At 71.5% G+C, this 13,188-nt stretch carries 15 protein-coding genes; 8 read left to right on the plus strand and 7 right to left on the minus strand.

Annotated features, from left to right (window positions below):
* The first annotated feature begins 15 nt into the window (after positions 1-15).
* Complete coding sequence (locus tag ABD437_RS42045) at positions 16-1,572, plus strand: hypothetical protein (protein WP_344654581.1); 1,557 nt, start codon at positions 16-18, stop codon at positions 1,570-1,572.
* Between the two features lie 4 nt (positions 1,573-1,576).
* On the opposite strand, the gene ABD437_RS42050 is transcribed toward ABD437_RS42045, so the two are convergent.
* Positions 1,577-2,080, minus strand: a complete 504-nt coding sequence (locus ABD437_RS42050; RefSeq protein ID WP_344654582.1) for a MaoC family dehydratase — start codon at positions 2,078-2,080, stop codon at positions 1,577-1,579.
* A gap of 87 nt (positions 2,081-2,167) precedes the next feature.
* On the opposite strand from ABD437_RS42050, the gene ABD437_RS42055 reads away from it, so the two are divergent.
* Together ABD437_RS42055 and ABD437_RS42060 are read left to right on the plus strand one after the other, a co-directional pair.
* Entirely contained in the window at positions 2,168-2,605 is a 438-nt protein-coding gene (locus ABD437_RS42055) for a hypothetical protein (RefSeq protein ID WP_344654583.1), read from the plus strand.
* Positions 2,602-3,465, plus strand: a complete 864-nt coding sequence (locus ABD437_RS42060) for an MFS transporter permease (RefSeq protein ID WP_344654584.1) — start codon at positions 2,602-2,604, stop codon at positions 3,463-3,465. Before ABD437_RS42055 ends, ABD437_RS42060 begins: the two co-directional genes overlap by 4 nt.
* Here the strand turns inward: ABD437_RS42060 and ABD437_RS42065 are convergent.
* Positions 3,419-3,802, minus strand: coding sequence for a thiol-disulfide oxidoreductase DCC family protein (locus tag ABD437_RS42065; protein WP_344654585.1), 384 nt, complete (start codon positions 3,800-3,802; stop codon positions 3,419-3,421). The two genes, ABD437_RS42060 and ABD437_RS42065, sit on opposite strands and share 47 nt — an antisense overlap.
* Positions 3,803-3,809: 7 nt before the next feature.
* Positions 3,810-4,892, minus strand: a complete 1,083-nt coding sequence (locus ABD437_RS42070; RefSeq protein WP_344654586.1) for a DUF2332 domain-containing protein — start codon at positions 4,890-4,892, stop codon at positions 3,810-3,812.
* Positions 4,893-4,990: 98 nt separating this feature from the next.
* Here ABD437_RS42070 and ABD437_RS42075 point away from each other — a divergent pair, with 98 nt between their 5' ends.
* Entirely contained in the window at positions 4,991-6,037 is a 1,047-nt protein-coding gene (locus tag ABD437_RS42075; RefSeq protein ID WP_344654587.1) for an Rv2578c family radical SAM protein, read from the plus strand.
* 193 nt (positions 6,038-6,230) lie between these two features.
* Here ABD437_RS42075 and ABD437_RS42080 read toward each other — a convergent pair whose 3' ends face one another.
* Positions 6,231-7,433 (minus strand): acyl-CoA dehydrogenase family protein, encoded by a 1,203-nt coding sequence (locus tag ABD437_RS42080; RefSeq protein WP_344654588.1) that lies wholly within the window; start codon positions 7,431-7,433, stop codon positions 6,231-6,233.
* 73 nt (positions 7,434-7,506) lie between these two features.
* Positions 7,507-8,295, minus strand: coding sequence for an SDR family NAD(P)-dependent oxidoreductase (locus ABD437_RS42085; protein ID WP_344654589.1), 789 nt, complete (start codon positions 8,293-8,295; stop codon positions 7,507-7,509).
* 92 nt (positions 8,296-8,387) lie between these two features.
* On the opposite strand from ABD437_RS42085, the gene ABD437_RS42090 reads away from it, so the two are divergent.
* Positions 8,388-8,918 (plus strand): DUF4190 domain-containing protein, encoded by a 531-nt coding sequence (locus ABD437_RS42090; RefSeq protein ID WP_344654590.1) that lies wholly within the window; start codon positions 8,388-8,390, stop codon positions 8,916-8,918.
* Between the two features lie 33 nt (positions 8,919-8,951).
* Here ABD437_RS42090 and ABD437_RS42095 read toward each other — a convergent pair whose 3' ends face one another.
* Entirely contained in the window at positions 8,952-9,914 is a 963-nt protein-coding gene (locus ABD437_RS42095; RefSeq protein ID WP_344654591.1) for an HpcH/HpaI aldolase/citrate lyase family protein, read from the minus strand.
* 31 nt (positions 9,915-9,945) lie between these two features.
* A complete protein-coding gene (locus ABD437_RS42100) occupies positions 9,946-10,884 on the minus strand; it encodes a DMT family transporter (protein ID WP_344654592.1) in 939 nt (312 codons plus the stop codon).
* 19 nt (positions 10,885-10,903) lie between these two features.
* Between ABD437_RS42100 and ABD437_RS42105 the strand changes: the two genes are divergently transcribed.
* The 3 genes from ABD437_RS42105 to ABD437_RS42115 all read left to right on the plus strand — a co-directional run.
* A complete protein-coding gene (locus ABD437_RS42105) occupies positions 10,904-11,383 on the plus strand; it encodes a hypothetical protein (RefSeq protein ID WP_344654593.1) in 480 nt (159 codons plus the stop codon).
* A 20-nt stretch (positions 11,384-11,403) separates the two neighbouring features.
* The gene (locus tag ABD437_RS42110; protein ID WP_344654594.1) at positions 11,404-12,654 is read left to right on the plus strand and encodes a magnesium transporter MgtE N-terminal domain-containing protein; all 1,251 of its coding nucleotides are present in this window, start codon (positions 11,404-11,406) and stop codon (positions 12,652-12,654) included.
* A gap of 8 nt (positions 12,655-12,662) precedes the next feature.
* Positions 12,663-13,188, plus strand: a 526-nt coding sequence (locus tag ABD437_RS42115; protein ID WP_344654595.1) for a DUF1003 domain-containing protein, incomplete at its 3' end; no start/stop codon positions are given.

A 13,188-nucleotide genomic window follows, 5' to 3' on the forward strand; every position in this document is an offset into this window, starting at 1 on the left:
CGGAAGCAGCCCGCCTTGACCATCGCCACGTTGATACCGGAACAGCGGACCCGACCAGAGACGGAGGTGCTGGACGTCGCCGAACCGACCCCCTGGTGGCGGCGCGCCGCTCTGACCACGGCCGAGGGGGCGATCGGCGTGGGCGTCGCGCTCGTCTTCGTCGCCTGGTCGCGTCGCGTGGACACCAACCCGCTCAACCAGATCGCCCAGGTGAGCGCGCTGGCGCACTTACAGCTCCAGCTCTGGGTGCTCGGCGCGGTCGCGATCGTGGTGGCGCTGGCCGGCCTCCGCTGGGCCGGTCACCGGTTCGCGCACCTCGCCGAACCGGTCGCCTGCGCGATCGTCTCCGGAGTGTCCACGAGTCTCGTCGCGGGGGCGATACTCGTGGGCCTCAACGGCACGCCCTGGGGCGTAGGCGGCCGCTCGCACGACTCCAACCACCTCGCCCACTGGGCCACCGCGTTGTCGGACGGGCACTCGATCACCAGCCCGATCTACCCGCCGGCCTACGTCTACGCGCTGTCCTGGCTCTCCGACGTCACCGGGCAGCCCGCCTACTACGCGCTGAAGGACCTCCAGATCCTCGGTACGGCCCTGCTCGGCCCGATCGCCTACCTGGCGTGGCGAATGGTGCTCCGGCCGCTCTGGGCGCTCGGTGCGGGCACAGTGGCGGTGCTGCCGGTGCTCGACGGGTACAAGCCGGCCGGCGCGATCGTCGTCGCGGTGTCGATCCCGTTGTTCGTCGCGGTCACGCAGGCGTTCCGCCGGTCGGCGACGCTGCCGGTGCCGGCGCTGATCGGGCTCGGCGTCGGCCTCGGCGCGCTGGCCGGTCTGCTGCTGCTGACCCACCCGGTCTACGTGCTCTGGCCCGCGCCCGGCGTCGCCGCCGCCGTTCTGCTGTTGACGCCGTGGCGGCGCGCCCGGTGGCGGGCGGCGGTGCTCGCGCTCTCCGGGCTCGCGACCCTCGGCGTGGTCAGCGGCCCGTACCTCTACCGGTTCCTGACCGGCGTCCCGGACGTCCAGGAGAACTACTTCTACTTCGACGCGCTGCAGGACCCGGCCTACTTCCTGATGTGGCGGGGCAGCTCGCGTCCGACCGGCGACTGGCCGATTCCCGGCGAGGTCGGCGGCGTCGGCGTGTTCGGCCTGCTGGTGGCGGTCGCGATCGGGGTGGCGCTGGCGCTGGCCTGGAAACGGAGCCTCGTCGCCACCGTCGTGCTGTGCTTCGCGAGCGTCTGGATGTTCCGCTTCTACGCCGCGGCCCGGATGTCGGCGCTGCACGAGGTGCGGCTGTGGCCACGTACCAGCGTCATCCTGGCGTACTGCGCGCTGCTGCTGATCGGGGCGGCCGCGTTCGCGCTCTGGCGCCGGCTCGGCCGGGACCGGCCACCGGCGGCCGCGCTGGGCGTCGTCGTGGCCGCGCTGCTGGTGTTCGGGATGGCGGGTTCGGCGACCGCGTCGCGTTACCTCCCCGACGGGCCGGGCAAGCCGGGCTCGCTGACGTGGGCGGCCCAGCACGCCCGGCTCCTCGACGGCTCCTGCCCCCGCTGGGTCGGCCAGTCGTGTTGGTGAAGACCTAGGCCTTCGGCTCGGGGCGGCCCGGCTGTTCGCCGCCCCGGGCGTCGCCGTAGGAGCGCTTGGGCACCATCACCTTGCGGCGGAACACGCAGACGACCGTGCCGTCCTGCTTGTAGCCCCTGGTCTCGACGTGGACGACACCGCGGTCGTCCTTGGACTTCGACGGCGTCTTGTCGAGCACCGTCGTCTCGCCGTAGATCGTGTCGCCGTGGAACGTCGGGGCGATGTGACGCAGCGACTCGACCTCGAGGTTCGCGATCGCCTTGCCGGACACGTCGGCCACCGACATGCCCAGCAGCAGCGAGTAGATGTAGTTGCCGACGACGACGTTGCGCTTGAAGTCCGTCGTCTCCTCGGCGTAGTTCGCGTCCAGGTGCAGCGGGTGGTGGTTCATCGTGATCAGGCAGAACAGGTGGTCGTCGTACTCGGTGACCGTTTTCCCGGGCCAGTGCTTGTAGACCGCGCCGACCTCGAACTCCTCGAAATACCGCCCGAACTGCATGCGAACGCTCCTTTGCTACTCGCTGGTAACCGAGGATCTTGCCGGTGCTTTTCGGCGCTCGCAGCGATCAGTGTCACACTGCCCGTCGTGGCCACGCTTACCCCGACCGGGAAGCGGATCCGGATCGGCGCGACGCTGCTCGGACTGCTCCTGCTGATCGTCACGACGCTGTTCGGGACCGACGACGACTTCCCCGCCGCGCCGTTCCGGATGTACTCGACGACCGACGAGCTGGACGCGCCGGTGCGGTCGCTGCGGCTGGAGGGCGTCACCGTCGAGGGCGAGCGGATCGTGCTGAAGGACTCCGACACCGGCCTGCGACGAGCCGAGATCGAGGGGCAGCAGGCCCGGATCAAGGCCGACCCCGCGCTGCTGGACGCGGTCGCCGAGGCCTACCACGAGCGGAACCCGTCGAAGCCCCGGCTGCGCGAGGTCGACGTCGTCGTGCGCCTGATCGAGCTGCGCGACGGGCGCCCGACCGGCGAGCAGCAGGACACCACGACGGTCCGGCGGGAAATCTCGTGATCGACCGGTGGTTCTTCTCGCCGGTCGCGCTGGGCCGGATCGCGATCGTGCGCACGATCGCGTACCTCTTCGTACCGATCGACGTCTTCCTGATCACGCCGTGGGCGCTGGCGCACCGGAACGTGCCGGTGGAGCTGTACCAGCCGCTGCGGATCGCCCGCCTGCTCGCGCTGCCGTCGCCGACGCACACGATCGTCGTCGGGCTGTGCGTGGCGCTGGTGGGGTGCGCGCTGGCGGCGGCGACCGGCCGGGCCCCGCGCGTGCTCGGAACGCTCGTCGCGGTGCTCTACCTGGCCTGGATGATCGTCGCGATGTCGTACGGGAAGGTCGACCACGACCGGGTGGGCTACCTCGTGCTGCTGGCCGTGCTGCCGACGGTCGGGCCGGCCCGGTGGGGCGACCGGACACCCTCCGAGCGCGCCGGCTGGGCGATCAAGGCGACCGCGATCGCGGTGGTGTGCACGTACTTCCTGGCGGCCTGGGCGAAGTTCCGGTTCGGCGGCATCGACTGGCTCACCGGGGCGACGTACACGAAGGCCGTGCTGCGCCGCGGCACGATCTTCTCCGACTGGACCGTGCACGTGCCGTACCTGCTCGTCCTGGCGCAGATCGGCACGATCGTGTTCGAGCTGGCGAGCCCGGTGCTGCTCTTCCTCCGCGGCCGCTGGCAGACCTGGGCGGTGCTGTTCCTGTTCGGTTTCCACGCGATGGTGTACGCGGGGCTGACGATCGCGTTCTGGCCGCATTTGGTCGCGCTCGCGGCGCTGCTGCCCCTCGAGCGCACCGGTGCGTGGCTGCGCGAACGGCGGTGGCTCAGCCGGCGAGGCGATCCCGTTCCGCCTGGGGCAGCGCGCACGTAGCGGTGCCGCCGGGCAACTTGTCGCGGTTGCGGGCGACCCAGCGGTAGACCGGCCAGGCCGCCGCCCGCACCGGCCGGAGCCGCAGCACGTGCCCGGCCGGACGCCAGAACGAGCCCGCGTCGATCAGGAGCTCCGCGATGGCCTCCGGACCGGCGGTGCGGCGGCCGTCGGAGACCCACTGCACCGCGGTCTCCGCGTCGTCGACGGTGAGCTCGAGCGCCTCCAGGTCGGTGCGCTGCCACGCCACGACGTCCGCGGACGTGGGGATGCGTCGTTCGATGAACCGGGCACAGGTGGAGCAGAACGCACAGTCGCCGTCGTACACAAAGGTCGCCACGACTCCATTATCCCGCCCACTCGAACGGGATGCCGTGGCCGTTCGTGGTGCCGAGCAACTCGGTGCCGCCGTGCGGCCAGAGCGTCAGCCGGGCGGCGAACCGGCCGCGGCCCTCCTCGTCGGTCTCCGGCTCGAACGCGAGCCGCGCCAGCGGTGCGTCGCCGCCGGCGTGGTTCCCCACGTCGTCCAGGAGCGCTTCGATCGCGCGCCAGGCGCCGGGGTCGACGTAGCTCCGGACGACCGAGTGCCACACCAGCGTGACCGTTCCCGGGCTCGCCTCGGCGAGCCGGTCGCCGAGCCAGCCGGCGGTGTCCGCGGCCCGGTCCACCCGGGCCGGCACCCGGTCGGCCACCGCGAGCGCCGCGCGTAACCGCTCGAGGCGGTTCACCTGCTCGGCCCAGACCAGCGACTCCAGCCGGCGGCGGTGTTCGGCGTCGGCGGGGTCGAGCGGGTGCGGGTCGCAGCCGCGCCGCTCGACGACCGCGACCCGGGTTCCCGGCGGCACCGGCGGGTGACCCCGGAACGGCTCGTCGAGGACCAGCGGGCTGCTCGGGTCACCGTGCACCACGCCGTCCACGCGGTAGCCGAACCGGTCGGCCCGCAGGTTCAGCCCGGCCGAGGCCCCGATCTCCAGCAGCCGGACCGGCAACCCGGTGTGGTGCGTGAGGACGGTCAGCCCGCCGTAGAGCGCCGCGGCCCGCCCGGTCTCGTTCGTCTGCACCGGCGCGGTGAGGCGGGCCGCGAACTCGTCCGGACGCTCGGTCAGGGCCTTGAGCAGCGGCTCCCACGCCTCTTCGAACGGCTCCGCGCCACCGACGCTCGGGTAATACGGCGCCAGCTCCGGGAGCGAGCCGGCCAGCACCAGGTAGTGCGCCGCGGCCAGGAACCGCAGGCCGGGCGCGTCCGCGGCGGGGCGGTCGACGTACGGCGCGAGGAGCGTCGCGACCGGTCCACCGGCTTCGGCGTCGTCGGCGGCGGCACGCAGCAGCGCCCGGCTCAGCGGGGCGCGGTCCCCGCACCCCACCGCCTGCCAGCGCAGATGTCCCGGGAGGTCGCCGGGTTCCGGAAACGGGGGAAGGTCGAAGGACATAGCGATCTCCCAAATCGGACTTTTGACACGCGTGTACCTACTGGCGCTCGAACGCATGTTCGAATACGGTGGACTCGTACGCGACGACGGGAGAGGCGATGCGCTGGGACCACATGCGGTTGCGGTCGGCCGAGGCCGACACCGAGGGCACCACGCCGGTTCCTCTCCCGCTGTCGCTCGACGGTGCCGGGGTCCGGGTCCGCACGATCGACACCCCCGAGTTCCGCGGGGTGACGTTCTACGAGATCCGGGCGAAGTCGATCCTCAACCGGGTGCCGTCCTCGTCGCCGGTGCCGTTCGGGTGGACGGTGAACCCGTACCGGGGGTGTACTCATGCGTGTACGTACTGTTTCGCGAGAAAAACGCACACTTATCTGGATTTTGATGCCGGGCACGACTTCGATTCGCGCATCGTCGTGAAGATCAACGCCGGTGAGCTGCTGCGTCGCGAGCTCGGCGCCCGTTCCTGGGCCGGCGAGCACGTGGCGATGGGCACCAACACCGATCCCTACCAGCGCGCCGAGGGCCGGTACGGCCTGATGCGGGAGGTGCTCACGGCGCTGCGCGACCACGCGAACCCTTTCTCGATCCTCACCAAGGGCACGCTCGTGCTGCGCGATCTCGATCTGCTGACCGAGGCGGCACAGGTCACCGACGTGCGGGTGAACGTCTCGGTGGGGTTCGTGGACGCGGCGCTCTGGCGTCAGGTGGAGCCGGGAACGCCCAACCCGCGGGCCCGGCTCGGGGTCTGCCGGGCGTTGACCGACGCCGGCATCGGGTGCGGCGTACTGATGGCGCCGGTGCTGCCCTATCTCACCGACACCGACGAGCACCTCGAAGCGACCGTCGCCGCGATCGCCGAGGCGGGCGCGGTCGCGGTCACCCCGCTGCCGCTGCACCTGCGCCCGGGTGCCCGCGAGTGGTTCTTCGGCTGGCTGCGCGGCGCCCGGCCCGACCTGGTCGGCGCGTACCGGCGGCTGTACCGCGAGGGGTCGTACGCACCGGCCGAGTACACCCAGGCGGTCGTGGCGCGGGTGCGTGAGATCGCGACGTCGTACGGCATCGGCCAGCGCGCCCCCGGCGAGGCCCGAGCCGTCCGACCGGCGCCGGCCGAGCCGGCGGCGCAGCAACTCACGCTGCTCTAGCCCGGGCGGCGCGAAAGACGTGCTGGCGGCCGGGCCCGGCCTGGGGACCGGTCCGGCGGTCAGCGAATTCGGTGCTGTTGCGGTGCGCCTTCCTGCGGCGGCGCGCCGGTCAGCCGGCACCGGACCGGTGCACCCCGCCCTACCCACGTACGTGGTCCGGGTCTGCGTGGGCGGGCGGGGTGCACTCCGGCGGTCAGCCCTTGAGGCCGTACTCGCGCAGGAGGCCACGGCTGATGATCGTCTTCTGGATCTCCGAGGTTCCCTCGCCGATGAGCAGGAACGGCGCCTCACGCATCAGCCGCTCGATCTCGTACTCCTTGGAGTAGCCGTAGCCACCGTGGATGCGGAACGCCTCCTGGGTGACCTCGGCGCAGTACTCGCTGGCCAGCAGCTTCGCCATGCCGGCCTCGACGTCGTTGCGCTGACCGGCGTCCTTGAGCCGGGCGGCGTTGACGGTGAGCGCGTGCGCCGCCTCGATCTTCGTCGCCATCTCGGCGAGCTTGAACGCGATGGCCTGGTGGTCGACGATCGCCTTGCCGAACGTCTTGCGCTGCTGGGCGTAGCTCACGCCGAGTTCGAACGCCCGGATCGCGATGCCGCAGGCGCGGGCGGCGACGTTCACGCGGCCGACCTCGATGCCGTCCATCATCTGGTAGAAGCCGCGGCCAGCCTTCTCCGGGCCGCCGAGGATCGCGGTGGCCGGTAGCCGGGCTCCGTCGAAGATGAGCTCGGTCGTCTCGACGCCCTTGTAGCCCATCTTCTCGATCTTCTTCGGCACCGTGACGCCCGGCGCGGTCTCCCCGTAGCCGGGCTCCTTCTCGACCAGGAACGTGGTCATGTTCCGGTAGACCGACTCCTCGCCCTGGTCGGTCTTGACCAGCGTGGCGACGACCGACGACTGCGCGCCGTTGGTCAGCCACATCTTCTGGCCGGTGATGAGGTAGTCGTCGCCGTCCTTCTTCGCCCGGGTGGAGATCGCCGAGACGTCCGAGCCGAGCGCGGGCTCGGACATCGAGAACGCCCCGCGGACGTCACCGGTCGCCATCTTCGGCAGCAGGCGCTGCTTCTGCTCGTCGGTGCCGTGCTGGCGCAGCAGGTACGCGACGATGAAGTGGGTGTTGATGATGCCCGACACGCTCATCCAGCCCCGGGCGATCTCCTCCACGACCAGCGCGTACGTGAGCAGCGACTCGCCGAGACCCCCGTACTCCTCCGGGATCATGAGCCCGAACAGGCCCATCTCCTTCATCCCGTCGACGATGTCCGAGGGGTACTCGTCGGCGTGCTCGAGCGCCTGCGCGTGCGGGATGATCTCCTTGTCGACGAAGGTCCGGACCGTGGCCAGGATGTCGGTCTGGATCTCGGTCAACCCGTGGGTCTGCGCGAGACGGGCCATCGGGCGATCTCCCTCGGTCGGCGATTGTTACCGCCGAGTATCGCCGACCGAACCGATCAAGGCGGCTGTGAACCTAACCACGGGATTCCAGCACCGAATTACCCCCGTCGACCACCAGCATCTGCCCGGTGACGTAGGACGCGGCCGGCGTCGTCAGGAACGCCACCAGCGCGGCGACCTCGTCCGGCGAGCCCGGCCGGCCGAGCGGCGTCAGGCGCCCGTAGTGCAGTTCGCTCACCGTGGACGACCCGGTGTGGATCCAGCCCGGGGCGACCGCGTTCACGGTCACGCCGTCGGCCACCACCTCCATCGCGAGCGCGCGGGTGAGCCCGACCATACCGGCCTTGCCCGCCGCGTAACCGGCCTCGGCCGGCATCGCGTTGACCGGCCCGGTGGTCGACGCGATGTTCACGATCCGGCCCCAGCCCCGCTCGGTCATGCCGCCGACGAAGGCCCGGCTGGTCAGGAACGCGGTGGTCAGGTTCCGGTCGATCTCCGCGCGCCAGTCGTCGTCGGTCAGCTGGCTCACCGGGCGCAGCACTTCGGGGCTGGCCACGCTCGCCATCCCGGCGTTGTTGACCAGCACTTCGACGTCACCGAGCGCGTCGCGCACGGCGTCCGCGAACGCTTCGACCTCGGCCGGGTCGACCAGGTCGACGACGAAGCCGGACGCGCCGAGCTCGGCGGCGCGCTCGTGGATGCGCCGGGTGGTCGAGACGATGCCGACGCGGGCGCCGAGACCGATGAGGCGCCGGGCGATCGCGTAGCCGATGCCGTCCGGGCTACCCGCGCCGGTGACGAGGGCGACCCTCCCGTCGAGGCGGTCGGTGGGGTTAACCGTCGGGGCGACGTGCTCACTCATGGGGAGATTGTGTCGTACGTGCCGCACGCGGCGGTGTCCGAACCCGGCCCGAACGGTGCTACCACCGAGACGAGTGTGATAGACCCGCGCCCATGACGAATCCTCCGCCGGGCGAGGCCAACCCGTGGGCTAAGCCGACGTCGGGGTTCCCCGACCCGACGTCGGGCTATCCGAACCCCACGTCCGGTTATCCGGACCCCACGTCGGGTTACGGAGCCACCCCCGGATACGACCCGAACGCCTATCCGGCGTACTCGGCGGCCGGCCCGGTGCCCAACGCGTACGCGCCGGCCGGCGCCTGGGGCGCACCCGCGCCGTACGCACCGGCGTACCCGCCGCCGCGCAAGCAGAACGGCCTCGCGCTCGCGTCGCTGATCGTGTCGATCGTCTCGCTGATGATGTGCGCAGGCCTGCCCGGCATCGTCGGCGCGCTGCTCGGCCACTCGGCGAAGAAGCAGATCCGCGACACCGGTGAGGACGGCGAGGGCCTGGCCACGGCCGGCATCATCGTCGGCTGGATCGGCTTCGGCCTGTTCATCGCGTTCATTCTGTTCTACGTCGTGCTGATCATCGGCTTCGGCATCTTCGCCAGCTCGTCGTCCTCGTCGGGCACCACGTACTGACGGTTCGGGGGCCCGGGCGGGCCCCCGAACGACTCAGCTCTCCGGCGGCGTGAACGAGGACGTGCGCGACATCCCGGCCGCACGCCCCTTGGCCGCGATCACCAGCGCCATCTTGCGGCTGGCCTCGTCGATCATCTCGTCGCCGAGCATCGCCGAGCCCTTCTTGCCGCCGGCCTCGGACGTGCACCAGTCGTAGGCGTCGAGGATCAGCTCGGCGTGGTCGTAGTCCTCCTGGCTGGGCGCGAAGATCTCGTTCGCCGCGTCGATCTGGCCCGGGTGGAGCACCCACTTGCCGTCGAAGCCGAGCATCGCCGCCCGCTTGGCCACGTCCTTGAACGCGTCGACGTCGCGGATCTGCAGGAACGGGCCGTCGATGGCCTGCTTGTCGTAGGCCCTGGCCGCCATCAGGATCTTCATCAGGATGTAGTGGAACGGGTCGGCCGGGTAGTCCGGGTGGAGCGCGCCCACCACCAGCGACTTCATGTTGATGCTGGCCATGAAGTCGGCCGGACCGAAGATGATCGTCTCGACGCGGGGCGACGCCTGCGCGATCGCATCGACCTCGATCAGCCCCTTGGCGTTCTCGATCTGGGCCTCGATGCCGATCTTGCCGACCTCGAAGCCCATCGTCTTCTCGATCTGGGTCAGCGTGAAGTCGAGCCACTGCACCTGGGCGGCGCTCTGCACCTTCGGCAGCATGATGCAGTCCAGGTTCGGCCCGGCGCCCTCGACCACCTCGACGACGTCGCGGTAGGTCCAGTGCGTGGTGAGGTCGTTGACCCGCACGACGCGGATCTTGTCGCCCCAGCCGCCCTCGTTCAGCGCGGCGACGATGTTCTTGCGCGCCTCCGGCTTGGCCAGCGGCGCGCACGCGTCCTCGAGGTCCAGGAAGACCTGGTCGGCCGGGAGGCCCTTGGCCTTCTCCAGGAACCGCGGGTTCGAGCCCGGGACGGCCAGGCAGGAGCGGCGCGGCCGCAGGGTGCGGGGTTCGGACATGGTGGGAGCTCCTCACGGCGCTGGCGGCAACTCATGAGTAACTTACCGACGGACCGTCACCGCTCAGCGGCTCCGGAAACGGTTCAGACTGTGACCTTCTGCTCGCCAGGACCACTAGCGCCAGGCCGCCGAGCAGCACCGCCATGCCGGGCCAGGCGAGCACCGGCGGGGTCTGGCCGAGGAAGATCCAGGCGAGCAGCGCCGCTCCGGGCACCTCGAACAGGATCGCGACGCTCACCGCGGTGGCCGACAACGACGCCAGCACCCGGTTGATCAGCGAGTGCCCGAGGAACTGCGGGCCGAGCGTCAGCGCGATCAGCAGCAGCCAGTCGTGGGCGCGGTACCCGCCGAGATCAGCACCTGCGGCCAGGCAAACGGCCAGCAGGACGAGCGCGCAGACCCCGTAACAAATCGTCGTGTACGTGGTCGTGCTGGTCGTGAGCCGCACCCGGGAGCCGACGGTCACGTACGCGGCCATCAGCACCGCGCCGACGATCGCCAGCGCGTCCCCGGCCAGCGCCTCCCCCGAGACCGTGACGTCGGCGCCGGTCATCGCGGTCGCGCCGACGACCGCGAGCACGACCCCGAGCCAGAACCTCCGGGAGAACCGCTCCCCGCCGGCGACCGCGAACAGCGCCGCCCAGATCGGCTGCGTGCAGACCAGCGCGGTCGACGTCGCGACGCTGGTCATCGTCACGCTGGGGATCCAGGTGCCGAAGTGGCCGGCCAGCAGCGCACCGGCCAGCAGGCAGCGGCCCACCGTGCGGCGGTCGGGCCGCTCGGCGGGTACCCGCGCGAGGCGCACCGCGGTGATCGGCGTCAGGACGAGCGCGGCGAGCCCGAGACGCCAGAACGCGATCGCGAGTGCCGGTGCGGCGATCGCGGCGATCAGCGGCCCGGAGGTCGCCACCGCGGCCACCGCGAGGCCGAGCGTCGCCCAGGTGGCCGGAGTGGGATCGGGACGCGTCACGGCTGCCAGAATCCCAGGCATGGTGCATGCGCTGATCGGCGAGGCGATGAAGAAGGCCGCGGTCGGCTGGCTGACGGTCGGCGACCGGCCGGCCACCGCGGCCTGGCTGACCTGGATCGACGACGCGGCCTACGTCGTGCACGGCGGCCCCGAGCAGCCGGTGCCCGGTCTCGCGGATTCGTCCGACGTCGTGGTGAGCGTGCGCGGGGAGCACGGCGGGCGGATCGTCGCCTGGCCCGCTTCGGTCACGCGCGTCGAGCCCGGTTCGCCGACCTGGGACGAGGTCGCGCCGCAGCTGGCGGCGAAGCGGCTGAACGCGAGTGATCCGGTCGGGGCGCCGTCGCGCTGGGCGGGCGACGCCACGATCAGCCGCCTGGTGCCCTCCGGTGACCCGGTCGACTCCGACGAGGCCGGCGCGGAGGCCGCTCCGCCCCGTCCCACCTCGGCAACCACCCCCACACCGGTCCCACGAACCCTGCACCGTCGGCGCCGGGCGTGAGCGACGGTTAGGCTGCGCAGGTGACCACCGGCACGCGGATCTACCTGGCACGACTGGCCGGCGTCGCGGTTTTCGACCCGAGCGGCGACCAACTCGGCCGGGTCCGGGACGCGGTGGTCCGCCCCCGCGCCGAGGTCAGCCGCCCGCCGCGGGTCACCGGGCTGGTGGTGGAGATCGTCCACCGGCGCCGCATCTTCGTCCCGCTGGGCCGGGTCACGGCGTTCGACCCGGACGCGGTCATGCTGAACACCGGCACGATCAGCCTGCGCCGCTTCGAGCAGCGCACCGGCGAGCTGATGGCGCTCGGCGACATGCTCGACCGGCAGGTGACGCTGGGCGGCGATCCCCCGGTGCGCGCGGTCGTCGTCGACGTGGCGATGGAGCGCTCGCGCAGCGGCGAGTGGGAACTGATCAAGGTCGCGGCGCGGGAACACTCGTCCGGTGTGCTGGGGCGGCGGCGCGGTCACCTCAAGCAGGTCGACTGGGCCGACGTCGACGGCGTGATCAGCAGCGAGGACCGGCAGGGCGCGGCGAACCTGCTCGCGGTGTTCGACCAGCTGCGCGCGGCCGACCTCGCGAACGTGCTGCAGGGCCTCTCCGACAAGCGCCGGGTGGAGGTCGCGGCCGCACTGGGCGACGACCGGCTCGCCGACGTGATGGAGGAGCTCCCCGAGGACGACCAGATCGAGATCCTCGGCTCGCTGGACAGCGAGCGGGCCGCGCACGTGCTCGAGGAGATGAACCCCGACGACGCCGCCGACCTGCTCGGCGAGCTGCCCGAACCCGAGCAGGAACGGCTGCTGGCGATGATGTCGCCGTCCGAGGCCGCGCCGGTCCGGCGGCTGCTCGACTACACCGAGGACACCGCGGGCGGAATGATGACGTCGGAGCCGGTGATCATGCCGCCGGACGCCACCGTGGCCCACGCGCTCGCCCGCGTGCGCGACCCCGACCTGACCCCGGCGCTGGCGTCCCAGGTGTACGTCTGCCGGCCGCCCTCGTCGACGCCGACCGGCCGGTTCCTCGGGATCGCACACATCCAACGGCTCCTGCGTGAGGAGCCGAGCACGCTGGTCAGCGCCGTCGTGGACGCCGACCTGGATCCGTTGGACCCGGACGCCACGCTGGCCCAGGTCTCGCACTACCTGGCCACGTACAACCTGGTCGCGGTGCCGATCGTGGACGAGAACGACCGGCTGCTCGGCGCCGTGACGGTGGACGACGTGCTGGACCACCTGCTGCCGGAGGACTGGCGCGACCGGGACGGATAGGACCTGCAATGACGGATATCTCTCGGTCGCGTAGCCGGCTCGACCAACCGCGCGAACGGCGTCGGCGGCTGCCGCGGTTCGACGCGGACGCGTTCGGGCGCGGCTCCGAGCGCGTCGCGCAGTTCCTCGGCACCGGCACGTTCATCCTGATCCAGACGGTGATCGTGGTCGTCTGGGTGATCCTCAACGTGTTCGCGGTGCAGCTGCGCTGGGACCCGTACCCGTTCATCCTGCTGAACCTGGCGTTCTCCACGCAGGCCGCGTACGCCGCGCCGCTGATCCTGCTGGCGCAGAACCGGCAGGCCGACCGCGACCGGATCTCGCTCGAGGAGGACCGGCAGCGGGCCCAGGCGGCCAAGGCCGACACCGAGTACCTCGCCCGCGAGCTGGCCGCGCTGCGGCTGGCGCTCAACGACGTCGCGACCCGCGAGTACCTCCGCTCGGAACTCAAGAACATCGTCGACGAGCTGCGCGAGCCCACCGACGCGGAGCCCGAGCCGTCGCGCAAGGCCGGGGAGTCCCGGCGGGCGGATC

This window comes from Cryptosporangium japonicum (assembly GCF_039524755.1).
Classification (GTDB): Bacteria; Actinomycetota; Actinomycetes; order Mycobacteriales; family Cryptosporangiaceae; genus Cryptosporangium; species Cryptosporangium japonicum.